General features: G+C 72.1%; 20 protein-coding genes and 1 tRNA gene. 12 read left to right on the forward strand and 9 right to left on the reverse strand.

All coding sequences use genetic code 11. The annotated features are described in order from the left end of the window. Window positions 1-302: 302 nt before the first annotated feature. The gene (locus GQ466_RS16890) at window positions 303-1,382 is read left to right on the forward strand and encodes a Kelch repeat-containing protein (RefSeq protein ID WP_202420477.1); all 1,080 of its coding nucleotides are present in this window, start codon (window positions 303-305) and stop codon (window positions 1,380-1,382) included. Window positions 1,383-1,512: 130 nt separating this feature from the next. After that, window positions 1,513-1,833, forward strand: a complete 321-nt coding sequence (locus tag GQ466_RS30775; RefSeq protein ID WP_202420478.1) for a ketopantoate reductase family protein — start codon at window positions 1,513-1,515, stop codon at window positions 1,831-1,833. A 386-nt stretch (window positions 1,834-2,219) separates the two neighbouring features. On the opposite strand, the gene GQ466_RS16900 is transcribed toward GQ466_RS30775, so the two are convergent. After that, window positions 2,220-3,095: a LysR substrate-binding domain-containing protein gene (locus GQ466_RS16900; protein ID WP_161103765.1), complete on the reverse strand. Its 876-nt coding sequence runs from the start codon at window positions 3,093-3,095 to the stop codon at window positions 2,220-2,222. Between the two features lie 101 nt (window positions 3,096-3,196). Between GQ466_RS16900 and GQ466_RS16905 the strand changes: the two genes are divergently transcribed. Further along, window positions 3,197-4,198 carry a substrate-binding domain-containing protein gene (locus tag GQ466_RS16905; protein ID WP_202420479.1) on the forward strand — a complete coding sequence of 334 codons (1,002 nt, stop codon included), beginning with the start codon at window positions 3,197-3,199 and terminating at the stop codon, window positions 4,196-4,198. A 462-nt stretch (window positions 4,199-4,660) separates the two neighbouring features. On the opposite strand, the gene GQ466_RS16910 is transcribed toward GQ466_RS16905, so the two are convergent. Both GQ466_RS16910 and GQ466_RS16915 read right to left on the reverse strand, forming a co-directional pair. After that, a tRNA-Pro gene (locus GQ466_RS16910) sits at window positions 4,661-4,734 on the reverse strand. A gap of 88 nt (window positions 4,735-4,822) precedes the next feature. After that, window positions 4,823-5,743: a metallophosphoesterase gene (locus GQ466_RS16915; protein WP_103561112.1), complete on the reverse strand. Its 921-nt coding sequence runs from the start codon at window positions 5,741-5,743 to the stop codon at window positions 4,823-4,825. A 68-nt stretch (window positions 5,744-5,811) separates the two neighbouring features. Between GQ466_RS16915 and GQ466_RS16920 the strand changes: the two genes are divergently transcribed. Beyond that, window positions 5,812-6,267: a GatB/YqeY domain-containing protein gene (locus GQ466_RS16920; RefSeq protein WP_161103766.1), complete on the forward strand. Its 456-nt coding sequence runs from the start codon at window positions 5,812-5,814 to the stop codon at window positions 6,265-6,267. Between the two features lie 4 nt (window positions 6,268-6,271). Here the strand turns inward: GQ466_RS16920 and GQ466_RS16925 are convergent, their stop codons facing one another. Then, window positions 6,272-8,587: a transglycosylase domain-containing protein gene (locus tag GQ466_RS16925; protein WP_161103767.1), complete on the reverse strand. Its 2,316-nt coding sequence runs from the start codon at window positions 8,585-8,587 to the stop codon at window positions 6,272-6,274. Between the two features lie 324 nt (window positions 8,588-8,911). Here GQ466_RS16925 and GQ466_RS16930 point away from each other — a divergent pair, with 324 nt between their 5' ends. After that, window positions 8,912-9,223, forward strand: a complete 312-nt coding sequence (locus tag GQ466_RS16930; protein ID WP_103561108.1) for a WhiB family transcriptional regulator — start codon at window positions 8,912-8,914, stop codon at window positions 9,221-9,223. A 232-nt stretch (window positions 9,224-9,455) separates the two neighbouring features. Here the strand turns inward: GQ466_RS16930 and bagB are convergent, their stop codons facing one another. Both bagB and bagA read right to left on the reverse strand, forming a co-directional pair. Next, a complete protein-coding gene (gene bagB, locus GQ466_RS16935; RefSeq protein WP_161103768.1) occupies window positions 9,456-10,586 on the reverse strand; it encodes an ATPase BagB in 1,131 nt (376 codons plus the stop codon). A 17-nt stretch (window positions 10,587-10,603) separates the two neighbouring features. Then, window positions 10,604-11,599, reverse strand: a complete 996-nt coding sequence (gene bagA / locus GQ466_RS16940) for an ATPase BagA (RefSeq protein ID WP_161103769.1) — start codon at window positions 11,597-11,599, stop codon at window positions 10,604-10,606. 187 nt (window positions 11,600-11,786) lie between these two features. Here bagA and GQ466_RS16945 point away from each other — a divergent pair, with 187 nt between their 5' ends. The 5 genes from GQ466_RS16945 (at window position 11,787) to GQ466_RS16965 (ending at window position 15,219) form a co-directional block, all read left to right on the forward strand. After that, window positions 11,787-12,737: a slipin family protein gene (locus GQ466_RS16945; protein ID WP_161103770.1), complete on the forward strand. Its 951-nt coding sequence runs from the start codon at window positions 11,787-11,789 to the stop codon at window positions 12,735-12,737. Between the two features lie 66 nt (window positions 12,738-12,803). Continuing rightward, entirely contained in the window at window positions 12,804-12,962 is a 159-nt protein-coding gene (locus tag GQ466_RS16950; protein ID WP_161103771.1) for a Sp36 family protein, read from the forward strand. Then, window positions 12,959-13,426, forward strand: coding sequence for an Atu1372/SO_1960 family protein (locus GQ466_RS16955; protein WP_161103772.1), 468 nt, complete (start codon window positions 12,959-12,961; stop codon window positions 13,424-13,426). The genes GQ466_RS16950 and GQ466_RS16955 overlap by 4 nt, the downstream gene beginning before the upstream one ends. Before the next feature lie 81 nt (window positions 13,427-13,507). Beyond that, window positions 13,508-14,311 carry an NUDIX hydrolase gene (locus tag GQ466_RS16960; RefSeq protein WP_161103959.1) on the forward strand — a complete coding sequence of 268 codons (804 nt, stop codon included), beginning with the start codon at window positions 13,508-13,510 and terminating at the stop codon, window positions 14,309-14,311. Then, window positions 14,308-15,219 (forward strand): MBL fold metallo-hydrolase, encoded by a 912-nt coding sequence (locus tag GQ466_RS16965; protein WP_337193502.1) that lies wholly within the window; start codon window positions 14,308-14,310, stop codon window positions 15,217-15,219. The genes GQ466_RS16960 and GQ466_RS16965 overlap by 4 nt, the downstream gene beginning before the upstream one ends. Window positions 15,220-15,256: 37 nt before the next feature. Here GQ466_RS16965 and GQ466_RS16970 read toward each other — a convergent pair whose 3' ends face one another. After that, complete coding sequence (locus GQ466_RS16970; protein ID WP_019633543.1) at window positions 15,257-15,943, reverse strand: Crp/Fnr family transcriptional regulator; 687 nt, start codon at window positions 15,941-15,943, stop codon at window positions 15,257-15,259. Window positions 15,944-16,461: 518 nt separating this feature from the next. Between GQ466_RS16970 and GQ466_RS16975 the strand changes: the two genes are divergently transcribed. Both GQ466_RS16975 and GQ466_RS16980 read left to right on the forward strand, forming a co-directional pair. Continuing rightward, complete coding sequence (locus GQ466_RS16975; protein ID WP_337193503.1) at window positions 16,462-20,529, forward strand: bifunctional nitrate reductase/sulfite reductase flavoprotein subunit alpha; 4,068 nt, start codon at window positions 16,462-16,464, stop codon at window positions 20,527-20,529. A gap of 161 nt (window positions 20,530-20,690) precedes the next feature. Beyond that, window positions 20,691-24,167 (forward strand): bifunctional glycosyltransferase/CDP-glycerol:glycerophosphate glycerophosphotransferase, encoded by a 3,477-nt coding sequence (locus GQ466_RS16980; protein WP_161103773.1) that lies wholly within the window; start codon window positions 20,691-20,693, stop codon window positions 24,165-24,167. A 30-nt stretch (window positions 24,168-24,197) separates the two neighbouring features. Here the strand turns inward: GQ466_RS16980 and GQ466_RS16985 are convergent, their stop codons facing one another. Continuing rightward, entirely contained in the window at window positions 24,198-25,187 is a 990-nt protein-coding gene (locus GQ466_RS16985) for an NAD(P)-dependent oxidoreductase (RefSeq protein ID WP_161103774.1), read from the reverse strand. Between the two features lie 21 nt (window positions 25,188-25,208). Beyond that, the gene (locus tag GQ466_RS16990) at window positions 25,209-26,012 is read right to left on the reverse strand and encodes a hypothetical protein (protein ID WP_161103775.1); all 804 of its coding nucleotides are present in this window, start codon (window positions 26,010-26,012) and stop codon (window positions 25,209-25,211) included. Between the last annotated feature and the right edge of the window lie 89 nt (window positions 26,013-26,101).

The raw sequence follows: 26,101 nt of genomic DNA on the forward strand, positions 1-26,101 counted from the left end.
AGTCTCGATCCCCTCCAGCAGCGTCTTCGATCCGTGGCCCGGTGTTCGCGCTCACGGTGACGAACTCGGGAACTTCGGTCTGGCCGGTCGTGCGGTGGGTGGATACCTGACGGGTATCGGGACGGCCCAAGAGGTCTTGGACGAGCGGCGGCCAGTGCAATGAGATCGAGGGCATCGTCCACCGGCCGTTCGCCCGGCATGTGACCTGGACGGCAAGTCCGCTGTCTCCAGCGTTGGCGGCCGAGCAGGCGACCCAGAACTGTGGACGCCGCGTTCGGCACACGAAGGAAAGGTATGTGGCCATGGAGTTCGACCGGCAACGGCGCAACGTCGTGAAAGGCCTGGTCTCGGGTGGGCTGGCGGCGGCGGGCGCATCCGTCCTGCCCCGGTCGGCTTCGGCGGAGGTCCCGTCGCCCTCGGCGCGGCACACCGTCCGGGCACTGTGGCGCGCGCGGAGTCCGCTGCCGGTCAAGCGCGCCGAGGTCGGGGTGGCCGCGATCGGGGGGCGGCTCTACGTCGTGGGCGGCACGGTGCAGCAGGGCGACGAAGCTCCCACCTGGGCGTCGACGGTAGTGCAGAGTTACGACCGCCGCCAGGACCGGTGGTCGAGCTGTGCCCCTCTGCCCAGGCCGCTCACCCACGTCGGCGTGGCCGCGCTGGGCGAACGGCTGTACGCCTTCGGCGGGTTCACCAACGCCGTCCACCTCGACCCGCAACCGGATGCCTACGTCTACGACCCGTACGGCGACGCGTGGGAGCGCCTCCCGGACATGCCGGTGGCTCTCGGGTCGATCGGGGTGGCCGCCGTCCGCGGGCGGCTGCATCTGCTCGGAGGGCGGGATTCTCACCGTGTCGTCACTCCGGAAGGATCGCCCGTCTCGCTCGGGTTCGGCACCGTACGCACGCATCACGTCTTCGACCCCCGGCACAACGGCTACCTCACGGCCGAGCCCCTGCCGGTTGAGAGCAGGGACCATGCGGGCGTCGCGGTTCTGGGTGACCGTGTCCACGTCGTCGGCGGCCGGGTTGAGGACGTTGACGACAACCTCGACCGCCATGACGTGTACGACGTCCGCAGCCGGCGCTGGACCCAGGCCGCCCCGCTGCCGGCCGCCCGGTCCGCCGGCGCAGCGGTCGTCCTGGACGGACGCATCGTCTACGCGGGTGGCGAATGCAGGCCGGGCAGCAGCACCGAGACGTTCGACGACGTCACTGTTTATGACCCTGGTACTGAGCGGTGGAGTACCGCCGAAGCGCTGCCGGGCAGTCGTCACGGATTCGGTGCGGCGGAGGTGGACGGCCGCGCCTACTTCGTCGCCGGTTCGCCGAACTGTGGAGGAGGAGCGAGTGCCGACACACTGGAGCTGACCATCCGCTTTTGACAGCACAGCGGTCCGTGCGTGCACCCGGGCTGCGGGAGCGCATCGTCCATCCTCAGTGCGCCGGGCCGAGGGCGGACAGGACGGCGGTCCGGGGCGACCTCGCGCGGCTGCGGCTGAAAGGCTCGATCCCATGCGCCACATCATCATCGGAGCAGGCGCGATCGGCGGCACCGTGGGCGGGCGGCTCGCCGAGGTGGAGCACGACGTGGTGCTCGTCGCGCGCGGCGCCCACTACGAGGCGCTGCGCGAGCACGGCCTGCGCGTGACAACACCCGATGGGACCCGCACCCACCGGCTCCCCGTCATCCAGCACCCCGGCGAACTGGGTGAGTTGCGGACGGACGACGTGCTGTTCCTCTCCGTCAAGACGCACGACGGCGAGGCGGCGCTCGATGCCTGGAGCCCGCGCCCGGTGGCGGCGGCGGCACAGCGGCCGAACGACTCCCGCTGATCTGTGCGCAGAACGGCGTCGAGAGCGAACGCATGGCCCTGCGCCGCGTCCGCCACGCCTACGGGATGTGCGTCTGGCTCCCTTCGACGTAAGTGGAGCCCGGCGTCGTATCCGCGGCCGGCGCCCCCTACACGGGCATCCTGCACATCGGCCGCTACCCGGCGGGCGTCGACGAGACGGCCCGGAACATCGCGGCAGACATGGAAAGACCAAGCTGCTCGCACCCGTCGTGCCTGATGTCATGCGCTGGAAGTACGGCAAACTCCTCGCCAACCTGATCAACGCCATCGAGGCCGCCACCGGGACGGTCACCAGCGGCGCGGGCGTCGCACTTCTCAAGGGCTCGTCCTGCCCGACCGCCGCGTGCGCTGACCGCCTCCCGGCGCTCAGTCCCCTCGCGTGCCCGCACGGCGGTAGGTCTCGGCCGCGATGCGCACGAACGAGCGGACCAGCGGGGAGGAGCCGGCCGCCGGCCAGGCCACGACCAGCCTGCTCGGGGGCCGGTCGGTGACGGGGACGATGACCAGTCCGGCGGGTACCACCTGGTCGAGCGGGGCGAGGGCGGACATGCCGCTCCACAGCACGGCCTGCAGGCACTCCTGGACGGTGCGCATCGGAGCGCCGTGGCCGTCGCCGTCCGGTGCGCCGGTCCAGTACGCGCGCCACACCGGGTCGGTACCGGTCGGCAATTGCACCCATCGCCGATCGGGCAGATCGGCGAGCTGCACCGCGGGCCGGGCGGCGAGCGGGTCGTCGTCGCGGACGACGAGCCCGACCGGTTCGGCATGCAGGACGTGGTTGCGCAGGCCGGCGTCCTGGAACGGCAACCGGGTCAGCGCGACGTCGACCAGCCCCGCGCGCAGCCCGGCGCTCGGATCGGTCAGATCACTTTCATGGACGTGTACGGACACGTCCGGCCGGAGCCGCCGGAAGGCCGCGGCGATCCGGCCGGCCACCAGTTCGGCGGTGTCGGCCAGCGACCCGACGGTCAGCGTGGCGGGGCCGACGGCGGCGCGGACGCGTGCCTCGGTCCGGTCGGCCTGCTCCAGCAGCGACCGGGCGTCGGCGTAGAGGATCGCGCCGGCCTCGGTCAGCTCGACCCCGCTGGGGATTCGGTGGAACAGGGCTGCGCCGAGGTCGGCCTCCAGCCGGTGGATGGCCCGGCTCAGCGGCGGCTGCGTGATGTGCAGCCGGGCGGCGGCCCTGCCGATGTGCCGCTCCTCGGCGACCGCGACGAAATACCGCAGTTTACGCAAGTCCACCACGTCACCATACCGAGCCGGTATCGATCGAACTGAAAGAGCGTTGGCCGCCCAGACCCCTCGGTTCCGAGAATCGAGCCACCGAGCAATGGAGGCGACGCATGAAAGATCTGAACCTGCGTATCGGAACCTTCCGGTACGACACGACCGAAGCCCTGTTCGACGGATCGGTGACGGTGGACGGCGTCGGCGGCACCACGATGTCGACCGCCGCGACCCTGCCCGAGATCTTCGAGCGGATGACGTGCGGCGACGACGTGGACGTGTCCGAGTTCGGCATGACCTTCCTGCTCCGCGCACTCGACCAGGGCATGCCGTTCGTCGCCATTCCCGTCTTCCCGGCCCGGGTCTTCCGCCACTCGTGCGTGTTCGTCAACACCGGCAGCGGAATCACCGAGCCCGCCGATCTCGTCGGCAAGACGATCGGCGAATTCGGGATCTACGGCCAGGATTCCGGTGTCTGGGCCAAGGGCATCCTCGCCGACGAATACGGTTTCCGTCCCGAACGCAACCGTTGGGTGATCGGCGGGCTGGAGCACCCCGCACCGCCGTTCACCTTCACCGGCCACCCCCACCCCGACGACCTCGACATCACCACCGCACCCGAGGGCAGGACGCTGTCCGCGATGCTCGACGACGGCGAGATCGACGCGCTGTTCACCGCCAACGTCCCGCAACCCTTCCTGAACGGCTCCCCCAACATCACCAGGCTGTTCACCGACTACGAACCCGTCGAGCGGGACTACTACCGCCGGACCGGGAACTTCCCGATCATGCACACCGTCATCGCCAGAAGGGAACTGCTGGAGAGCCGCCCCGGACTCGCACGCGCGATCTACACCGCCTTCTGCGCCGCCAAGGAATCCGGCGCCGAGCGCTACCGGAAGTTCCGCCGCCTCTACCAGACACCCGTCATGCTGCCCTGGGTCAACGCCCTGATCGAGAAGAACGACCGGCTGTTCGGCGAGGACTGGTGGCCCTACGGGACGTCCGCGAACCGGACGGCGCTGGAGACCTTCCTGCGCTACCACCACGAGCAGGGCCTGTCGGCACGCCGCTGGACGGTCGAGGAGATCGTCGCCCCCGAATTGCTCGACACGTGAGCACCCGACCAAGAAGGTGCCGATAACAAGCATTTCCGCGCTATTAAGCCCGGTCCAGCACCACATACGGGGTAATAAGCAGCGGTATGTGGACCGAGCATCGCAACGTACAGATCGTGAGCGTTTCGCTCAGTGGTGAGAAGTCACCACCGCTCTACAACGGCCGGGCCGATCACGACAGCCCTTGGCCCGCAACGAATTGCGGCCGGTGGCCGGCGTCGCCGAGCGGCAATGAAGCCTGCCCCGCGCTGCCCGCAGGCGGTTCCCCACTTTCCACATCACCGCCAGCGTTGTCACACACAGTCACGGCGTGTCGAAGGTAGCAGAGTTGTTGCCGATTGGTGACGGTCTGTGACCCTGGATGCCGCGTCGTCACGTCCAGGACGGGGGTCGAATGAGGGTAAAACGATCTTAAGGCCGGTCTCCTGCGTGGAGAACCGGCCTCTGATCTGCTTCTTTGGGTCGGGGTGGCGGGATTTGAACCCACGGCCTCTTCGTCCCGAACGAAGCGCGCTGCCAAGCTGCGCTACACCCCGGTTGGTGGCTGCCCGGGAGTCGTACGTTCTCCCGGCGCCTCGCCTACTCTAGCGGATCCGCAGGGGTGATGCGTCCCTGATTCTTCCGTCAGCGGGGGACGAGGGTCAGCAGCGTGGCCTCGGGCGGGCAGCAGAAGCGCATGGGGGCCTTGGGGGACGTGCCGAGGCCGGCGGAGACGTGGAGCCAGGCGCCGCGATGTTTGTGCAGGCCCTTCACGCGCGGGCGGTCCAGGCCGCAGTTCGTCGCCAGGGCGCCGTAGAAGGGGACGCAGACCTGGCCGCCGTGGGTGTGGCCCGCGAGGAGCAGGTCGTAGCCGTCGGCGACGAAACGGTCCATGACGGACGGTTCGGGCGAGTGCATCACGCCGAAGTGGACGTCGGCCTGCGGGTCGACCGGGCCGGCGATGCGGTCGTAGCGGCCCCGGCCGATGTGGGTGTCGTCCACGCCGCCGAACTCGACGTCCAGGCCGCCCACCTTCAGGCGGCCGATCCGGTTGTTGAGGTCCAGCCAGCCCGCGGCCTGCAGCGACGAGCCCAGCTCGCGGTAGGGCAGCGACGGTTCGCGGGAGCGCTTGGCGTAGTCGGAGCGGCTCGTCCGCCACACGTAGCGCAGCGGGTTCTTGAACACCGGCGCGTACAGGTCGTTGGAGCCGTAGACGAAGACGCCCGGACGGTCCAGGAGGGGGCCGAGGGCGTCCAGGAACGGGCCGATCGCGTCGCGGTGGGCGAGCGAGTCGCCGGTGTTGACGACGAGGTCGGGTTCGAGGGCGTCCAGGGAGCGCACCCAGTGGATCAGGCGCGTCCGGCCGGGCGTGAGGTGCGCGTCGGAGAGGTGCAGCACCTTGATCGCCGGACGACCGGGCGGCAGCACCGGCACCTCGACCCGGCGCAGCCGGAACCAGTTGCGCTCGATGACCGAGGCGTACCCGAAGGTGGCGGCGCCGGCGGCGGCGAGTCCCAGGGGCACGGCGTACAGCTTTCGCACGGTTCTCCTTCCCGATCGTCCCATCGTTCCAGACGCGAGGGACCCACGGTAATCGTGATGAGTGGGACGCGCCGGAAGGGCATGATGTGGTCATGAGCGACCTGAAGGCGAGGCTGGAGACCGACCTGTCCGCCGCGATGAAGGCCCGGGACGAACTGCGCACCCGCACGCTGCGCATGGCCCTGACCGCGGTGAAGAACGAGGAGGTCGCGGGGAAGCGGGCGCGCGAGCTGTCCGACGACGACGTCGTCAAGGTGCTGGCGCGCGAGGCGAAGAAGCGGCGCGAGGCCGCGACGGCGTTCGCGGACGCGGGCCGCGCCGAGCAGGCGCAGGCCGAGCGCGACGAGGGCGGCGTCCTGGACGCCTACCTCCCGGCGCAGCTCGACGACACCGAGCTGACCGCGCTGGTCGCCGACGCGATCGCCGAGACGGGCGCGTCCGGCCCGCGCGGCATCGGCCAGGTCATGAAGGTCGTCAACCCGAAGGTCGCCGGCCGCGCCGAGGGCGGACGCGTCGCCGCCGAGGTGAAGCGCCAGCTCACCGCCTAGCCGGTCAGTGGCCGTGGCGGCCCGGGAGCGGGAAGTCGGGCGTGAGGTTCGGGGACGGCGGGGGGCTGTCGCCGTTCCCGGGCTGGTCCGGCTTGCCCTTGCTCACGTAGATGATGACCGAGCTGCCGATCGGGGCCTCGCTGCCGCCGTCGGGTGAGGTGGACGCGACGCGGCCCTTCTCCTCGTCGGACTCGACGGCGCCGGACGCGACGCTCACCGAGAACTGCTCCGCCTTCAGCCGCGCGATGGCGTCGGCGACGGTCATGCCGCGGACGTCCGGGACGGTCGCGGTGTCGCCGAAGTCGCCGACCGGGCGGGAGAAGCCGGGGGCCGGGCGGCCAGAGAGCGCGCGCTCCATGCTCTGCTGCCAGATCGCGGCGGGCTGGTCGGCGCCGAAGACGCCGTAGACCTTGTAGCGGTTCGGGCCGCGCGGGTCCCAGTAGGCGGTCGCGGCGGCGAGGTTCGGGGTGAAACCGGCGAACACGGCGCACATGTGCTCTTCACAGGTGCCGGTCTTGCCGGCGGCGGGACGGCCGATGCTGCGCCCGCGCGCGGTGCCCTTGGTCAGGACGCCCTGGAGGATGGAGTTGACCTCGTCGGCCAGCGGCTCGTCGATGACCTGGCTGCAGTTGGAGCCGGGGACGGAGATCTTCTTGCCGTTCGGGTCGGTGACCGACGTGATCGAGATCGGCGCGCAGTACCGTCCGCGCGCGGCGAAGCCTGCGTAGGCGGCGGCGAGGTGCACCATGTCGATCTCGTTGGTGCCGAGCACCTGGGACGGGAACTCGTCCAGCGGCGCACCGGTCGCCTTCTTCATACCGAACTTCTTGGCCATCTTGATGGCGTCGCAGAGCCCGACCTTCTTCTCCAACTGGGCGTAGAAGGTGTTCACCGAGTGCCAGGTGCCGGTCTTGAGGTTGTAGGACCCGGCTTCGGCGGGGTCGGAGTTACTGGGGCTCCAGCTCTGCGTGGGGCCGCCCTTGCAGTTGGTCATGCCCGAAACCGTGGTGGAACTGCCGGAGGTGAAGGACGTCGTGACGGGCAGGCCCTCCTCCAGCGCGGTGGCCAGCGTGAACACCTTGAACGTCGATCCGGCCGAGATCCCCACGCCGCCGCCGTGCTGACGGTCGGCGGCGAGGTTGATGGACGTCCGGCCGGTGCCCGAGCCGAAGCGCTTGCTGAGGCCGATCGCGCGCAGCTTCCCGGTGCCCGGCTCGACCATCGCCTCCGCGCCGACCTTCTGGCTCGTCGGCGACACGGTGTTGCGCAGGGCCTGGTCGGCGGCCTTCTGCGCCTTCGGGTCCAGCGTCGTCCGGATGCGGTAGCCGCCCCGGTTCAGTTTGTTCACGACGTTCTGCTGCTGCTTGGGCGTCAGGGACCAGTACTTGCCGTCCGACAGGATGTTGAGCATGTCGTACTTCACGTACTCGCAGAAGTACGGCACATCGCTGCTCTCGCACCCGCCGACCGGGTCGGTGCGGTTCAGCTCGATCGGCCTGGCGGCCGACGTCCGCGCCTGCTCCTGGCTGATGTGCCCGAGCTGCGCCATCCGGTACAGGACGATGTCGCGCCGCTTGCGCGCCTCGGCCGGATGCAGGATCGGGTCGTAGGCGGTCGGGTTCTGGGTGATGCCGGCGAGGAGCGCGGCCTCCTCCAGGCTCAGCTTGGACGCGGGCTTGCTGAAGTAGCGCTTCGCCGCGGCCTGCACGCCGTACGCGCCGGACCCGAAGTACGCGATGTTGAGGTAGCCCTGAAGGATCTCGTCCTTCGTCATGTGCTCCTCGAGGTCGAGCGCGAACCGCAGCTCGCGGATCTTGCGCCCGACGGTCGGCGCGGTGACCTCCTGGTACTCCTCCTTGGTCTTGGCGCCGTCCACGAGGATGTTCTTCACGTACTGCTGGGTGAGGGTGGAGCCGCCCTGCGTCTGCTCGGTCTCGACGTTGGACGCGAGCGCGCGGATCGTGCCCTTGATGTCGAGGGCGCCGTGCGTGTAGAAGCGGGAGTCCTCGATGTCGACGATGGCCGTCCGCATGATGGGCGCGACCTTGTCCAGTTTGACCGATTCGCGGTAGCGGTCGAAGAACGTGGCGATCTGCTTGCCGTTGGCGTCGTACACGACCGTCTTCTCCGACGGCGGCTTGGAGCGCAGCCGGCTGTCCATGCCCTGGAAGTCGGTGGCGGCGTTGCGGGCCGTGAGACCCGCGCCGCCGACGCCGGGCAGCGCGACGAACGCGACCAGGACGCCCGCGACCACCGCCGCGCCGAGCAGCCTGAACAGCGTGGAGAAGGGGTTCGCCCGATCGTGGTTCGCCTCGTTCACGGACCCTAGGGTACGCGGGACGACCAGTGCATACCGGGCGGCCCGGCGGGGGCGCACGGGATTCGGCCTGCGAAGACCTTTATTGAAGATCATTCCAGTAGAGGGTCAAGGGCGACTCCGGGCGCCCTGTCCGCGGCGGGTGACTAGTCCGTTCCGGCGGTATGGCCCTGGTGGGCTATATCGAGAATGGGTCCATCGGGGACTGTTGAATCGCCCCCCGCTTCCGTAAGTTCTTCCCCACGGCTTTCGTTTGGCGGCCTGACGTCCGCGCCCGTCCGGCCAGGGAGCGCAAATCGACTGAGACCCTAGGGGAGTGGGGCCAAGATGTGGATCACGGATTGGACCGCACGCGCCGCCTGCCGTAACGCGGACCCGGACGCCCTGTTCGTGCAGGGCGCCGCGCAGAACCGAGCCAAGCTCATCTGCCGCGGCTGCCCCGTGCGGACGGAGTGCCTCGCCGACGCTCTCGACAACCGGATCGAATTCGGTGTCTGGGGTGGGATGACCGAGCGTGAGCGTCGAGCTCTGCTGCGGCGGCGTCCGGATGTGCGTTCGTGGCGCGAGCTGCTGGAGACCGCCAAGGAGGAGTACGAGCGATCGGTGGACGCCGAGGAGGCGGAGCTGGTCGCGAGTTAGCGGCGGTCGCGGCGGTCCTCGGGCGGTGACGCCCGGTCGGCGGGGCCGTCGTGTGCAGTGTTGATACGGCCGCGGTGTCGTCGTCCCGGACGACGGTGCCGCGGCCGAATCCGTTCCCGGACGCGTAACGGGCGTGTTACCGGGTTCTCCGGCCATTCACAAGATCATCGCGGTGGAACGAAACGAACATCGCGTGAAATGTGTTGTTACCGATTGGTAAATGGCCGGACGGTCACGCGGCCGGCGAAGGCCCGGCCAAGTCGGCGCCCACCCGGCGCAATCCCGCCAGATCGTGGACGTCCTCGGCCTGCGCCGCCACCGCCGTCACCGGAACGGCCGGATGCGTCGTCGCGAACCCGTCCCGCAGCCGCGCCTCCCGGGCCGCGAGCTGCATCCGCCCGGTGTGCAGCCGCAGCAGCGCCGCCGTCACCGCGTGCTCGCCCCGGTGCTCCAGCGTCTCGGCGGCGGCCTGGGCGCGCGCGGCCGACAGGACGTCCTCCGCCTCGTGCACCCGGTTGACCACGACCCCGGCCAGCGGCATCCGCTCCCGTGCCAGCCGGTCCACGAAGTAGGACGCCTCGCGCAGCGCGTCCGGCTCGGGCGCCGCGACGACGAGGAACGCGGTCCCCGGCGTCTGGAGCAGCCGGAACGTCTTCTCCGCGCGCTCGCGGAACCCGCCGAACATCGTGTCGAACGCGGCGACGAACGTCTGGACGTCCCGCAGGAGCTGCACGCCGAGCACCTTGTTGATCGCGCCGGTGAACATGCCGAACCCGGCGCTGATGACCTTCACGCCGAACCGTCCGCCGGTCTTGGCGGGCGCGGCGAGGATCTTCATGAACCGGCCGTCCAGGAAGCGGCCCATGCGCTCGGGGGCGTCGAGGAAGTCCAGGGCGTTCCGCGACGGCGGCGTGTCCACGACGATGAGGTCCCAGGCGCCGGAGCGGTGGAGCTGGCCGAGCTTCTCCATCGCCATGTACTCCTGCGTCCCCGACAGGCTGGACGACAGCGACTGGTAGAAGGGATTGGCGAGGATCTGGCGGGCCCGGTCGGGGTCGGCGTGCGCCTCGACGATCTCGTCGAAGGTGCGCTTCATGTCGAGCATCATCGCGTGCAGCTCGCCGTCGCCCTCGACGTCGATGCGGCGCGGGCTGTTGTCCAGCTCCGACAGCCCCATCGACTGGGCGAGGCGGCGCGCGGGGTCGACGGTGAGGACGACGACGTCGCGGCCCCGTTCGGCGGCGCGCACGCCGAGCGCGGCGGCGGTCGTGGTCTTGCCGACGCCGCCGGAGCCGCAGCACACGATGATCTTGGTGCGCGGGTCGTCCAGCAGCGCGTCCACGTCGAGCGGCCGAGTCGTCACGGGGCTGTCTCCTCCGGTCAGGCCGCGCCCTGGTCGCGCAGCGCGGTCGCCAGCACGTGCAGCCCGGCGAGGTCCATGCCGTCGCCGAGCAGCGGCAGCGTGTAGCGCGGACGGTCGAGGGTCTCCAGCCGTTCCTTCTCGCGGGCCTGCAGCGCGGTGCGGCGGGCGTGCTCGGCGGCCTCGGCGGCGAGGACGGCGGCGATGCGGTCGGCGTCGTCCTCGATCCCGGCGGCCTTGAGCCCGCGCTCGACGTCCTCCAGGTCCAGCCGGCCGGCCGCCGCGTCCGCGCGGACCTCGGGCGGCAGCAGCGGCTCGTGCTCCATGTTCACGAACACGCCGCCGACGGGCAGGCCGACGGCGGTCAGCTCGGCGATGCCGTCCATCGTCTCCTGGACGGGCATCTCCTCCAGCAGCGTGACGAAGTGGACGGCCGTCTCCGGGCTCCGCACGACCTTCATCACGGTGTCGGCGTGGTTGCGGATCGGCCCGACCTTCGCCAGCCCCGACACCTCGTCGTTGACGTTGAGGAACTTGGTGATGCGTCCGGTCGGGGGCGCGTCCATCACGACGGCGTCGTACAGGAACGCGCCGCTCTTGGTGCGACGGCGGACGGACTCGCTGGTCTTGCCGGTCAGGATGACGTCCCGCAGCCCGGGCGCGATCGTGGTCACGAAGTCCACGATGCCGAGCCGGGTCATCGCCTTCCCGGCCCGCTTGAGGCTGTAGAACATCTCCAGGTATTCGAGCAGCGCCTCTTCGGTGTCGATGGCGAGCGCGTGGACGTCCCCGCCGTCCCGGCCGGACGCGACGCGGCGCTCCTCGTAGGGGAGCGGCGGGCAGTCGAAGAGCTGGGCGATGCCCTGGCGGCCCTCGACCTCGACCAGGAGGACCTTCTTGCCCCCGGCGGCCAGCGCCAGCGCCAGCGCGGCGGCGACCGTCGTCTTGCCCGTGCCGCCCTTGCCGGTGACGACGTGGAGGCGCACGCCGTCCCAGTCGGTGTCTCTCGCGCTCACTCGATCGACCATATCGCCTGTTCTCCGATGACTCCGGACGGCCTTCCGACCAAGCACCGACCAAGCAAGTGATTCCTGACACGGTGGCCGAAACCGCCGTCCCGGGTCAAGGCGCACGTGCCCCCGATCGTGGGTACATAACCCTGCGGACCGGGCGTCCGGCGTCCGGAGAAGGGATGTGGACGCCATGACGGTGATCTTGGTCGTATTGATCGCGGTGGTCATTGTGGGGTTGTTCGTCGCGGGCTCGTCGATCCGCGTCGTGCAGCAGTACGAACACGGAATCGTGTTCCGTTTCGGTCAGGTGCAACGCGCGGGCGGGTTGCGGCCCGGCGCGGTGCGGACGCCCGGGCTGACGGCGATCGTGCCCGTCGTCGAGCGGATGCAGAAGGTCAACCAGCAGACCGTGACGATGAACGTCCCCGGCCAGGAGGGGATCACGCAGGACAACGTGAGCGTCCGGGTCGACGCGGTCGTGTACTTCCGGGTGGTCGATCCGATCAAGGCGATCGTGAACGTCCAGAACTACGGGTTCGCGGTCGCGCAGATCGGCCAGACGTCGCTGCGGTCGGTCATCGGGCAGACGGACATGCAGGAGCTGCTCGGCGAGCGCGAGAAGATCAACGCCCGGCTGCGGCGGATCATGGACGAGATCACCCGCGACCCGTGGGGCGTCCTCATCGAGCGCGTCGAGATCAAGGACGTGTCGCTGCCCGAGGGCATGAAGCGGTCGATGGCGCGGCAGGCCGAGGCCGAGCGGGAACGGCGGGCGCGGATCATCGCGGCGGACGGCGAGTTCCAGGCGTCCAAGCGCCTCGCGGCGGCGGCCGAGATCATGTCGCAGGACCCGGCGTCGCTCCAGCTGCGCCTGCTCCAGACCGTCGTGGACGTGGCGGCGGAGAAGAACAGCACGCTGGTCATGCCGCTGCCGGTGGAGATCCTGCGCTTCTTCGACCGGTTCGCGCCCGACGGGGTCGCCAAGAGCGAGGCCGAGAACCGTCCCGACCTCGCCGCGCGGCTGGCGAAGGCGGAGCGGGAGCTGGCGAAGGCCGCCGAGTCCACGGCCGGCCTCGGATCGCCCGAGGACGTCCCGCCCGTCATCGGCCTGGACGAGCCCAAGCCCGCGGACGGCGACTGAAAGCGCGCGACCCGGCCCGCCCGGGGGCGGGCACTCGCGTGACGGGCGGCCTCTAGGCTTGCCCGCATGAAGAAGTGGGAGTACGCGACCGTGCCGCTGCTGGTGCACGCGACGAAGCAGATCCTCGACAACTGGGGCCAGGACGGCTGGGAGCTGGTGACCGTCGTGCCCGGGCCGAACCCGGAGAACCTCGTCGCCTACCTCAAGCGCGAGCTGGCGTCGTGAGCACGGCCGAGGAGCGGCTGGCGGAGCTGGGGCTGGCGCTGCCCGAGGTCGCGGCGCCGCTTGCGGCCTATGTCCCGGCGGTCAGGACGGGCTCGCTGCTCTACACGTCCGGGCAGTTGCCGGTGGTCAAGGGCGAGCTGCCGGTCACGGGCAAGGTCGGCGCCGAGGTGACGCCCGAGGACGCCTACGAGCAGGCCAGGGTGTGCGCGCTGAACGCGCTCGCGGCGCTGCGCGCGGAGGCGGGCGGGCTGGACCGGATCCGGATCGTCAAGGTCGTCGGGTTCGTGGCGAGCGCGCCGGGCTTCACCGGGCAGCCGCAGGTCGTCAACGGCGCGAGCGAGCTGTTCGGCGCGGTGCTCGGCGAGCGGGGCGTCCACGCGCGCAGCGCGGTGGGCGTGGGCGTGCTGCCGAAGGACGCGCCGGTCGAGGTCGAGGTGATCGCGGAGCTGCTGCCGGACGCTTGACAGAACCGCGTTCGGTATGCCCGAATGAGCCGATCCGAACGAGGGGGTGGAGCGGTGCGCGGGGTGCGGCTGCCGGCGGAGATGCGCGGACGCGTCGAGGACGTCCTGTCCGGGCGCGTGCCGCCCGCCGTGCCCCGGGACGCCGCGACGGTCGCCGTCCTGCGCGACCACGACCGGCACGGGTTGCAGGTGTTCCTGCTGCGCCGCGTGTCATCGATGGCGTTCGCGCCCGGCGCGTACGTGTTCCCCGGCGGCTCGGTGGACCCGCGCGACGGCGACGCCGACCTCGCCTGGGCCGGGCCGCCCCCGGCGCACTGGGGCGCGGCGTTCCGCGCGGACGACGGCCTGGCGCGGGAGCTGGTCTGCGCGGCGGTGCGCGAGACGTTCGAGGAATCGCTCGTCCTGCTCGCCGGCCCGGCCCCCGACACGGTCGTGGACGACACCCACGGCGCGGACTGGGAGCAGGACCGGCAGGCGTTGCTGGACCGGTCCCTGTCGCTGGCGGGCCTGCTCGCGCGGCGCGGGCTCGTCCTGCGGTCGGACCTGCTGCGCCCGTGGGGCCACTGGATCACCCCGGCCGTCGAGCCGAAGCGCTACGACACGCGGTTCTTCGTCGCGGCGATGCCGGCCGGGCAGCGGGCGCGGGACGTGTCCACCGAGTCCGACCACGCGGTGTGGGCGCGGCCGGACGAGGCCGCCGAGCGCGCCATGGCCGGCGAGTGGCCGATGCTGCCGCCGACCCTCGCGACGCTGGCCGAGCTGGCGGAGTTCCGGACGGTCGCGGACGTGCTCGCCGCGTCCCGCACGGTCGTCCCGTACGAGCCGCGCGCCGAGATCATCGACGGTGATCCGTATCTCGTCCTGCCCGGCGCGCCGGACGCGTGAGACGCCGCCGCCCCCTGCTCCACGAGGCGGCGCTGCTGCTCGCGGGCACATCGGCGTTCCGGCACCTGGAGCGGATCGGCTGGAACCCCTTCCGCGCGCCGGACGCCGCGTCGGGCAGGATGGGTGAAATGAGGGAGATCGACGGGACGGGCACCGAGCGGGCGACCTGCCTCCTCGCCCCCAACCCCTCCATGATGACGCTGGACGGCACCAACACCTGGATCATCGCCGAGCCCGGCGCCGCCGAGGTCGTCGTCGTGGACCCCGGCCCGAACGACGGCGTCCACCTGCGCCGGATCGCCGACACCGTGAAAGAACAGGGCAAACGCGTCGGCGCGATCCTGATCACGCACCGCCACCCGGACCACTCCGAGGGCGCCGGGGAGTTCGCGAAGCTGACCGGGGCGGCCGTCCGGGCCGTCGACCCCGCGCACCGGCACGGCGGCGAGGGCCTGGCGGACGGCGACGTGATCACCACGGGCGGGCTGGAGCTGCGGGTGGTGGCCGTCCCCGGCCACACCGACGACTCGGTCGCGTTCTGGCTGCCCGCCGACCGCGCGCTGCTGACCGGCGACACCGTCCTCGGCCGGGGCACGCCGGTGCTGGACGGCAGCCTCGGCGACTACCTGCGCACGCTGGACCGGCTGCGGGACCTCGTCGGGACCGAGGAGATCGGAACGCTCCTGCCCGGCCACGGGCCGCTGCTCGGCGACCCGGTGAAGACGCTCGACTACTACATCCGGCACCGCAAGGAACGCCTGGCGCAGGTGGAGAAGGCGGTCGCGGCGGGCGCGACGACCGCGCAAGAGGTCGTCGCGCACGTCTACGGCGACATCGACCGCAAGCTGTGGCCGGTCGCCGAATGGACGGTCCAAGCGCAGCTCGACTACCTGGCCGAACGCGATTGACCGTTCCCGGGAGCCGCCCCGCGCGGCTCCCGGCCCGTCAGCGGGACCGCTTGCGGAGCCGCTCGATGTCGAGGATGACGACGGCGCGCGCCTCGATCCGCAGCCAGTTGCGCTGCGCGAAGTCGGCGAGGGCCTTGTTCACGGTCTCCCGGGACGCGCCGACGAGCTGCGCCAGTTCCTCCTGGGTGAGGTCGTGGTGGACGTGCAGCCCCGCCTCCGACGGCTGGCCGAACCGCTCGGCGAGGTCCAGCAGGGCCTTGGCGACCCGGCCGGGCACGTCGGTGAAGACGAGGTCGGCCATGACGTCGTTGGTCTTGCGGAGCCGCTGGGCGAGGGCGCGCAGCAACTGCACCGCGACCTCGGGGTGGCCGGTCAGCCAGGGGCGCAGGTCGTCGTGGCCGAGGCCGGCGAGGCGGCACTCGGTGACGGCGATCGCGCTGGCCGTGCGCGGCCGGGGATCGAACAGGGACAGCTCGCCGAACATCTCGCTCGGGCCGAGGACGCTCAGCAGGTTCTCCCGGCCGTCCGGCGCCGTGCGGGTGAGCTTGATCTTGCCTTCGAGCACCACATAGAGCCGGTCGCCGGTTTCGCCCTCGTTGAAGAGGGTCTGACCGCGGGCGAGCCTGACCTCGGTCACGTTCGCGCGCAGCGCCTTGGCGCCCTGCTCGTCGAGCGCCTCGAACAGCGGGGCTCGGCTCAGGACGTCCACGTCGCGGTCGGTCACGCTTCTCCTCCTCCAACACCTGCATACATAGTGTGACGTACGTCCCACCGCGTACGTGAAAGACCAGGGGACGCGGCGCGCCGCGGTCGCGGGACGAGAGGGGGACCCTCGCCCGGCGGGGCGTCGCCCGCCCGGGCCGTCGGCCGCCGTGACCCCAGGTGACCAGTGTACGGACCTGCGGGTGAATGCAGTCACACCAGGGCCGATCGCCTGTACCGGTAGGTAGGCGGTGTCATGCTGGACTCTCCCCCGGAACCCCCCGATCGGTGATGAATCCGGCCAACCTCTATGGCCTGGACGCCGGTCTCCGCTCGCCCGTCCGGAACCGGAATCTGACCGCCGTCCGGCCGCAACCGGCCAGCGCGGGCCGTCCCGACGGCGGGATCTCACAACCGCCCAGGTCGGCGGTTGGGGGGATGTAACAGGGCACCCGGCTCAGGGGTCACATTCGCGTAACAGCGGCTTTCTACCGTCCGTAACGGTTCGCGTGCCCGGTTCGTCCGTTGGGGGGAGACGCCGTGTCGGCCGTCACGTCGGTGAAGACCGTCTGCTCGTACTGCGGGGTCGGCTGCGGCATGGTGCTGGACGTCGCCGTCGACCCCGCGACGGGCCGCCGCACGGTGATCAAGGCGACCGGCGACCGCGACCACCCCGCGAACTTCGGCCGCCTCTGCACCAAGGGCGCGACCAGCGCGGACATGCTCGCCGCGCCGGGCCGCCTCACGACCGCGCTGACCCGCGCCGACCGGGGCGGCGAGCCCGACCCGTGCGCCGTGGACGCCGCGATCGAGCAGGTCGCGGAGCGGCTGCGCGGCGTCCTGGACGAGCACGGCCCCGACGCGCTCGCCTTCTACGTCTCCGGGCAGATGACGCTGGAGGCCCAGTATCTGGCGAACAAGCTGGCGAAGGGGTTCGTCCGGACGTCCAACATCGAGTCGAACTCGCGGCTGTGCATGGCGAGCGCGGGCACCGGCTACAAGCTGTCGCTCGGCGCGGACGGCCCGCCCGGCTCGTACGAGGACCTGGATCGCGCGGACCTGTTCCTCGTCATCGGCTCGAACATGGCCGACTGCCATCCGATCCTGTTCCTGCGGATGATGGACCGGGTCAAGGCGGGCGCGAAGCTGATCGTCGTGGACCCGCGCCGCACCGCGACCGCCGCCAAGGCCGACCTGTTCCTCCAGGTTCGTCCGGGCACGGACCTGGCGCTGCTGAACGGGCTGCTGCACCTGCTCGTCGCGGACGGCGCGGTGGACGAGGAGTTCGTCGCCGCCTGCACCGAGGGCTGGGACGAGATGCCCGAGTTCCTGCGCGACTACGCCCCGGACGCCGTCGCGGAGATTACCGGCATCCCCGCTGAGGAGTTGCGGACGGCCGCGCGCTGGATCGCCGAGGCCGACGCGTGGACGAGCTGCTGGACGATGGGCCTCAACCAGAGCACCCACGGCACCTGGAACACGAACGCGCTGGTCAACCTACATCTGGCGACGGGCGCGATCTGCCGTCCGGGCAGCGGCCCGTTCTCGCTGACCGGCCAGCCGAACGCGATGGGCGGCCGGGAGATGGGCTACATGGGGCCGGGCCTGCCGGGGCAGCGGTCCGCGCTGGTGGCCGCCGACCGCGCGTTCACCGAGGAGCTGTGGGGCCTGGAACCGGGCACGCTGCGCGCCGAGGCGGGCACCGGGACGGTCGACATGTTCCGGCGGATGGCGGCCGGGGAGATCAAGGCGGCCTGGATCATCTGCACGAACCCGGTCGCGTCGGTCGGCAACCGGCGGACGGTCATCGAGGGCCTGGAGGCGGCCGAGTTCGTCGTCACGCAGGACGCGTTCGCCGACACCGAGACCAACGCCTACGCCGACGTCGTCCTGCCCGCCGCACTGTGGTCCGAGGCGGACGGCGTCATGATCAACTCCGAGCGGAACCTGACGCTCGCGCCGCGCGCCGCCGACCCGCCCGGCGGGGCGCTGCCGGACTGGCGGCTCATCGCGCGCGTGGCGACCGCGATGGGCTTCCCCGGGTTCGACTACGCGTCGGCGGAGGAGATCTTCGAGGAGATCAAGGGCGCCCACAACCCGGCGACGGGCTACGACCTGCGCGGCGTCACCTACGACCGGCTGCGCGAGACGCCGGTGCAGTGGCCGAGCGCGGACCCGTCCGGGCCGGACCGCAACCCGATCCGGTACGTCTCGGGCGGCGGACGGCCGGTGTTCCCGACGCCGAGCGGACGGGCGCGGTTCTTCGCGCGTCCGCACCTGCCCGCCGACGAGATGCCCGACGACGACTACCCGTTCCTGCTCAACACCGGCCGCGTCCAGCACCAGTGGCACACGCTGACCAAGACGGGCAAGGTCGCCAAGCTCAACAAGCTCAACCCCGGCCCGTTCGTCGAGATCCACCCGGACGACGCGAAGGCGCTCGGCGTCGCGGACGGCGACCAGATCGAGGTCGCGTCGCGGCGCGGACGGGCGGTGCTGCCCGCGTCCGTCACCGACCGGGTGCGGCCGGGCGCGTGCTTCGCGCCGTTCCACTGGAACGACCTGTTCGGCGAGTACCTGAGCGTGAACGCGGTGACGAGCGACGCCGTGGACCCGCTGTCGCTCCAGCCGGAGCTGAAGGTGTGCGCGGTGTCGCTGACCAGGGCGAACGTCGTGCCGCCCGCCGAGCCCGACGCCGCTCCGGACGGCGCGCTCGCCACGGTCGGGAGCATCCTCGGCGTGGACGTGGGGCAGAAGCCGCAGCTTACGGCGTCCGAACTGCAGTACATGTCCGGGTTCTTGAGCGGTGTCGGCTCCGCGCCGGGCGGCGTGCCGGTCCTGCCGCCGCACGCGCCGATCGCGCCGGAGCGGGCGCTGTGGGTGAACGGGCTGCTGGCGGGCGTGTTCTCGCGCGGGACCGTCCCGGCGACGGCCGCGCCGGACGGGCCGGGCCGCGAGATCGTCGTACTGTGGGCGTCCCAGACCGGCACGGCCGAGGAGTTCGCGGCGAGCGCCGCCGCCCGGCTCCGGGACGCGGGCTGGACGCCGCGCCTGGTCGCGATGGACGACTGCACTCCGGAGATCCTCACCGGCTCCGCACCGGTCGCGGTCATTACGAGCACGTTCGGTGACGGCGACGCCCCCGACAACGGTGCGGGCTTCTGGGAGGAGCTGGCGGGCGACGACCATCCGCCGCTGACCGGCCTGTCCTACGCCGTCCTCGCGTTCGGGGACTCGGGCTACGGCGACTTCTGCGGCCACGGGCGGCGGCTGGACGAGCGCCTGGCGCAGCTCGGCGCGACCCGGCTCGTCCCGCGCGCCGACTGCGAGCCCGACTATGAGCCCGTCGCCGGGCCGTGGCTGGACGCGCTGCTCACCGCGCTCGGCGGCACAGCGCTCGGCGGCACCCCGGCCCCCGCGCCGGCCGCGCCGAGGACCGGCCCGGCCCACACCAAGGCGTCCCAGGCCGCGCCGACGACCGGCCCGACGTACGGCAAGGCGTCCCCGTACACGACCAAGCTCATCGGGAACCGCCTGCTCAGCCTGCCCGGCGCGGCCAAGGAGGTCCGCGAGTTCACGTTCGCGACCGGCGACGGCGAGCTGGCCTACGAGGTGGGCGACGCGCTCGGCGTCTGGCCGGTCAACGCGCCCGAGCTGGTCGCCGAGTGGCTGGAGGCGACGGGCCTCGCCGCGACCGAGCCGGTGACGCTCGCCGACGGAACCGGATCAACGTTCCGGGAAGCCCTGGAAACCCGGCTGGAGATCGCCCGCCTCACCCCCGACCTGCTGCGCTTCACGCTGGAGCGCACCGGCGACCGCGAGCTGAAGCACCTGCTGCGTCCCGACAACACCGACGAGCTGGCGAAGTGGATGTTCGGCCGCCAGGCCGTGGACATTCCGCGCCTGTTCGGTCTGCGGGCGTCCGCGCAGGAGTGGGCGACGCTGCTGCGGCCCCTCCAGCCGCGCCAGTACTCGATCTCGTCCAGCCCGGCCGCCGAGCCGGGCGTCGTCAGGCTGACCGTGTCGGTGATCCGCTACGAGGGCGAGAACGGGCGCCCGCGCGGCGGCGTCTGCTCGACCTACCTCGCCGACCGGGCCGAGAAGGACGACGTCCGCGTCTACGTGCAGCGGTCGCCGCACTTCCGGCCGCCCGCCGACCCGTCCACCGCCGCGATCATGATCGGCCCCGGGACGGGCGTCGCGCCGTTCGTCGGCTTCCTCGCCGAGCGCCGCGCGACCGGCGCGTCCGGCCCGAACTGGCTGTTCTTCGGCGAGCAGCGCCGCGCGACCGACCACTACTACCGCGACGAGCTGGCCGCGCACCAGCGCGACGGCGTCCTGACAAGGCTGGACCTGGCGTTCTCCCGCGACCAGCGCACGAAGATCTACGTCCAGGACCGGATGCGCGAGCACGGCGCGAAGCTGTGGGAGTGGCTGCGCGACGGCGCGCACGTCTACGTCTGCGGCGACGCGACCCGCATGGCCAAGGACGTCGACCGCACGCTCCGCGAGATCGCCGCGCTGCACGGCGGGATGGACGCCGAGGCCGCCGCCGCGTACGTCAAACGCCTCGCCGCCGACAAACGCTATGTGCGCGACGTGTACTGAAAACGGGGGCCTGACCTGCGCGGATCCGGTGACGTCCGACATGTGACCGCGCGGTCAAAGTTCGGGCAACGCCGGGTCCAGGCTTGGGTTTTCGCGCTGTCGGGGGTGCCGGACGTTTCCGACGCTGTTCGGAACCCGTCCCCGTCCCGAGGAGCCCGCACATGGCCCCCACGCTGAGCGTCGTCGTGCCGATCCACAATGTGGAGGACTACCTGGAGGACTGCCTCGCCTCGCTGGCCGCCCAGACCTTGACCGACATCGAGGTCGTCATGGTGGACGACGGCTCCACCGACGGCAGTGCCGTCATCGCGAAGGCGTTCGCGGAGCGGGACATGCGGTTCCGCCTCTTCCAGCAGGAGAACCAGGGCATGGGTCCGGCGCGCAACACGGGGTTGCGGCACGTCACGGGCACGTTCCTGGCTTTCGCCGACAGTGACGACGTGGTCCCGTTCTACGCCTACGAACGGATGGTGGGGACGTTGCGGCGCACCGGGTCCGACCTGGTGTGCGGCGGCGTCGAGCAGTTCGACTCGCGCCGGTCGTACCCGGCGCGGTTCCCCTTGGACGCCCTGCGCACCACGCGGTCGCGGACGCACGTCACCCGCGACCCCGCGCTGCTCCGCGACCGGACGGTCTGGAACAAGGTGATCCGCCGGTCGTTCTGGGACGAGCACGGCATCACTTTTCCGTCCGGGGCGTACGAGGACATTCCGGTGGCGGTCGCCGCGCACGTCCACTCCCGGAGCACCGACATCATCAGCGATGTCTGCTACTGCTACCGGAAGCGGGAGGACTCGGAACGTTCCATCACCCAGCGCCGCACCGAGCCCGGCAACCTGGAGGACCGCCTCGCCGCCGCCCGCCGCATCTCCCGCTTCCTCACCGCGCACGCCCCCGGGCTGCGCGCGTCCTACGAGCTGAGCACGCTGGACGACGACCTCATGCTGTTCGTCGACGAGGCCGAGGACGGCGACGACGCCTACCGCGAGCGGATGTGCCGGCTCGTCGGCGAGCACGTCCGGGCGCTGGACCCCCGGCTGCTGGAGCGGCTGCCCTCGATCAAGCGGCTGAAGTACCACCTGGTCGCCGAGGAGCGCGCGGACGACCTCGTGACCGTCCTGGAGTACGAGCGCACCGGCCTGCCCGCCGCGCCGACCGAACCGCGCGGGTTGTTGCGTCGCCGGTGGTACGCGGGCCACCCGTTCCGGGACGACACCGACCGCGCGTTCCCGCCGCGTCTGTACGACGTCACCGACGAGCTGCGCCTCGAAGCGCGCGTGGACGACATCGTCTGGGTGGGGGACCGGCTGCGCGTGGCGGGCCACGCCTACGTCCCGTTCATCGACATGACGCAGGACGACGCGATCGACGTCTGGCTGGAGCGTTCCGGGTCCACGCGCCGCCACCCGCTGCGCGTGTCGCGCGTCCCCTCGCCGCAGGTCACGGCCGACACCAAGCAGGCGGCGGCGTGCTACGACGGCGCCGGGTTCGTGGTCGAGATCGACCCGGCGGACTTCGTGGAGACGTCCGCGCGCAAGGTCGAGTGGCGGCTGCACGCCGCCGTCCGCGCCGGGGTGGGCCGCGACCGCGTCGCCGTGTCCGGGGTGGTCGCGAGCTGCGGCCCGGCCGCGCAGTGGCCCCGGTTCCGCGACCTGTTCGGCGGGACGCGGGTCCAGCTCGTCCAGCACGGCGGCGCGGTGACGCTGCGGTTCCGCCGGCCCGAGGCGATGATCACCGGGCAGGCGCCGGTCCGGGGCGGCGTCGAGGTCGGCGGCTGGGTCGCCCGGCCCCGCACCGGCGACGACGCGGTGGTCGTGACGTGCCGGGAGCGCGGCGCGTCCACCCGGATCCCGGTGCGCTACGGCCCGCCCGACCCCGACGGGCGCGTCCCGTTCCGGTTCCGGCTGACGGCGCGCGACCTCGGGCCGCGCCTGACCGGGCTGGCCGGGCCGTCGTTCGCGTCCCGGCTGCACCACGACCTGTCGTTGCAGGTCGGCGAGACGCGGCTGCGCCTGCCCGTCTCGGACGACTTCGCCGGGTTCGCGCACGACGGCGTCCTGCTGGACCGGACGCGGTACGGGAACGTGACGGCCACCGCCGAGACCGGGCTCGTCCTGACCGGCGTCCACTGGGAGGGCGACACGCTGGTCGTCTCCGGCGTGCCCGCCGACGCCGAGGACACCCCCGACCTGCTCGTCCTGCGGCACCGGCGGACCGGCGCGTCCCACGCCGTCCGGCTGGACGACGAGGACGGCGCGCTCGTCGCCCGGCTGCGCCCCGACGCGATGCCCGGCGTGGTGGGGGCGCCGCTCGCCGCCGGGGTCTGGGAGCTGACGGCCGCGTCCGGCGACGGGCGGCGCGACCTCGCCGTCACCCGCGACTGCCTCACCACGCTGCCGCACCCGCGCGACGGCGCCGGGCTGCGGTTCACCGTCCGGCCGTCGCGGCGCGGCGCGGGCGTCCACCTCGGCGTCCGGATCGCCTGGAACGACGACGAGGACGGCCCGTACGCGCGCCGCGTCCTGCGCGAGCGCCACTACCCGGCGTTCCTGCGCCGCGAGATCCGCGACGTCGCGGTGTTCGAGAGCTACTTCGGCGGCGAGTACTCGTGCAACCCGAAGGCGATCTACGAGGAGTTCCAGCGCCGCGAGACCGGGCTCGACCTCGTCTGGACGGTCGGCGACGGCCATGTCGCGGTGCCGGGCGGGCGCACCGTACGGCGGCTCGGCCGCGAGTACTGGGAGCTGGTCGCGCGGGCGCGGTACGTCGTCAACAACGTGTACCAGCCGGAGGGGTACCGTCCGCGCATCGGGCAGGTGTACCTCCAGACGTGGCACGGGACGCCGATCAAGAACGTCGGGTTCGAGACGCGCTGGGACGTCCTCGGCCGCCGCGACCAGCGCACCCGGCTGATGGCGGCGGACGCGGCGGCGTGGGGGCTGCTGCTGTCGCAGAACCCGCACAGCACCGAGACGCTGACCCGCGCGTTCCGCTATGACGGCGAGGTGCTGGAGACCGGGTACCCGCGCAACGACCGCGCGCACGGGCCGGACGCGGCGTCGCTGCGCGAGCGGGTGCGGGCGCGGCTCGGGATCCCGCCGGGCAAGCGCGCGGTGCTGTTCGCGCCGACGTGGCGGGACCGCGCGCCCGGCCACCGCACCGGGCCGTACCGGCTGGGGCTGGACTTCGAGCGGGCCGCCGCCGCGCTCGGTGAGGACACCGTACTGCTGCTGCGTCCGCACCGGCTGCTGGACGCGCGGCTGCCCGCGCCGAGCGGGTTCGTGCGGGACGTGTCCGCCTATCCGGACGTCACGGAACTCTTCCTCGCCTCGGACGCCCTTGTCACCGACTACTCGTCCCTGATGTGCGACTTCGCCGGGTTGCGGCGGCCGATCCTGCTGTTCACGCCCGACCTGGAGGCGTACCGGGACGACGTGCGCGGCTTCGCCTACGACCTGGAGGAGCGTCCGCCGGGGCCGCTGCTGCGCACGTCGGACGAGCTGATCGAGGCGCTGGAGGAGTTCGACGACACGGCCGCCGCGTCCGCGCCCGCCCTGGACGACTTCGCGGCGACGTTCTGCCCGCACGACGACGGCCACGCCGCCGCCCGCGTCGTGGACCGGCTGCTGGCGCTGTAGTCGGCGCCGTCCGACGCCCGGGCCGGTAGGTCAGCGGCGCCGCACGACCGGGGCGAGTCCGTTGACGACGTGTTCGACGGGCTCGCCCCGGACGGCGGCTGCCACGTTGTCGGCGACCGTCTGGATGATCGCGAGCTGCGCCTGCACGGTGCCGCCCGCGACGTGCGGGGACGCGAGCACGTTCTCGTGGCCGCGGAGCCTCGCGTCCTGCGGCGGGGGTTCGTGCTCGAAGACGTCGAGGGCCGCGCCCGCCAACGCGCCGGTGTCCAGGGCGTGGAGCAGGGCGTCCTCGTCCACGATGCCGCCGCGCGCGACGTTGACGAGCAGCGCGCCGTGCTTGATGCGTCCGATGCGCTCGGCGTCGAACAGCCCGGCCGTGTCCTCGGTCAGCGGCAGCGCGAGGACGACGATGTCGGATTCGGCGAGCAGGTCGTCCAGCGCCCGGTACTCGGCCTTCGCGTCCTCGCGTCGCGTGCGCGACCAGTAGGCGACGCGCGCGCCGAGCGCGGCGAACAGGTCGGCGGCCAGCGCGCCGATCGCGCCGTACCCGACGACGCCGACGCGCTGCGCGTGGATCTCCCGGGTGCCCCGGGCCAGCAGCTCGCCCTGCGGCCAGCCGCCCGTCCTGACCCGCCGGTCCGCCCAGGCGAGGTGGCGGCAGAGCGCGAACGCCGCGCCGACGGCCCACTCGGCGACGGCGCGGCTGTTGGCGCCCGCCGTGTTCGCCACCGGGACGCCCGCTGCGGTGAGCGCGCCGAGGTCGACGCCGTCCACGCCGACCTGCGGCATCTGGACGAACGCGAGCCGCCGCGCGCGGGCGACCGCCGCCGCGTCCAGCGCCAGCTCGCCGGTGTAGTCGCCGACGACGATCTCCGCGTCCTCGATCGCCCGGTGCAGCGCCGCCGTCGTCCGCGCCTCCGGGACGACCAGCTCCGCCGCGCCGCCGAGCGGATCGGTGAGCCCGCGCAACAGGCTCACGTCCAGCGGCGGCAGTGCCAGGACGCGCCAGGGATCCGTCATGGCCGGGATCCTACGCGCCGGTCACCAGCCGCCCTGGAAGAAGGCCAGCAGGGCCGGCGCCGGGTGCGCCGCCGTGCCGGTGTTCGCGACGGCGACGACCGCGAAGGCGACGGCCCCGAGCACCGCGAGGCCGCCCGCCACGCCGTGTCCGCGCCGTCCGCGCGACCGCGCGAACGCCCGCGCCAGCACGACGCCGACCGCGAGGAGGACGACCGCGACGACGGCCGCGAGCACCGCCATGACCAGGTGGTACCGGGCGAAGTCGCCGACCATCGCGTCGAGCGGCGGGGTGCGGCCGTCCGGCGCGCCCGCCAGCTGACCGCGGATCTGGGCGAGCGCGCCGGCGAGGCCCGCGTCGTGGCCGCCGGTGAGCATCGGCAGCAGGGACGAGAAGGGCGCCGCCGCGCCCTGGACGTTGGCCAGCACCGCGACCAGCGCCACCGCGGCGAGCAGCCCGACGGAGACGCCGGTCGCGGCGAGAGCGGTCCGCCGTCCGGTGCCGTCCGCCCGGCGGAACGCCGTCCAGATCACGCGGCCGAGCGCGACCAGCACGACCAGCAGGAGCGCGGCGATGAGGCCTTTCGCGACGTGGTACCGGAACCAGTAGTCGACGACCCGTTGCAGGTCCGGCGGCAAGTTCCGGCCGCCCGCGTCCCAGTACCCGGTGAACGCCTCGCGCAGCGCGGCGGCGAGATCGCTCTGACCGCCGAACTCGCCGCCCGCCAGCCACCTCGGCGCGACGACGAACGCGACGACCAGCGCGGCGGCGAGCCCGCCGGGCAGCCAGGACACGCGCCGCGAAACCGGCGCCGGAACAACGGACATGGAACCTCTTTCACCGGCCTTGAACTGCATCGTCGCGTTCGTCCGGGCCGCGCCGCATCGCTCTCCGGGGTGATCCACAGCCCTGTGGA

The organism is Actinomadura rayongensis, from assembly GCF_009831215.1.
GTDB lineage: Bacteria > Actinomycetota > Actinomycetes > Streptosporangiales > Streptosporangiaceae > Spirillospora > Spirillospora rayongensis.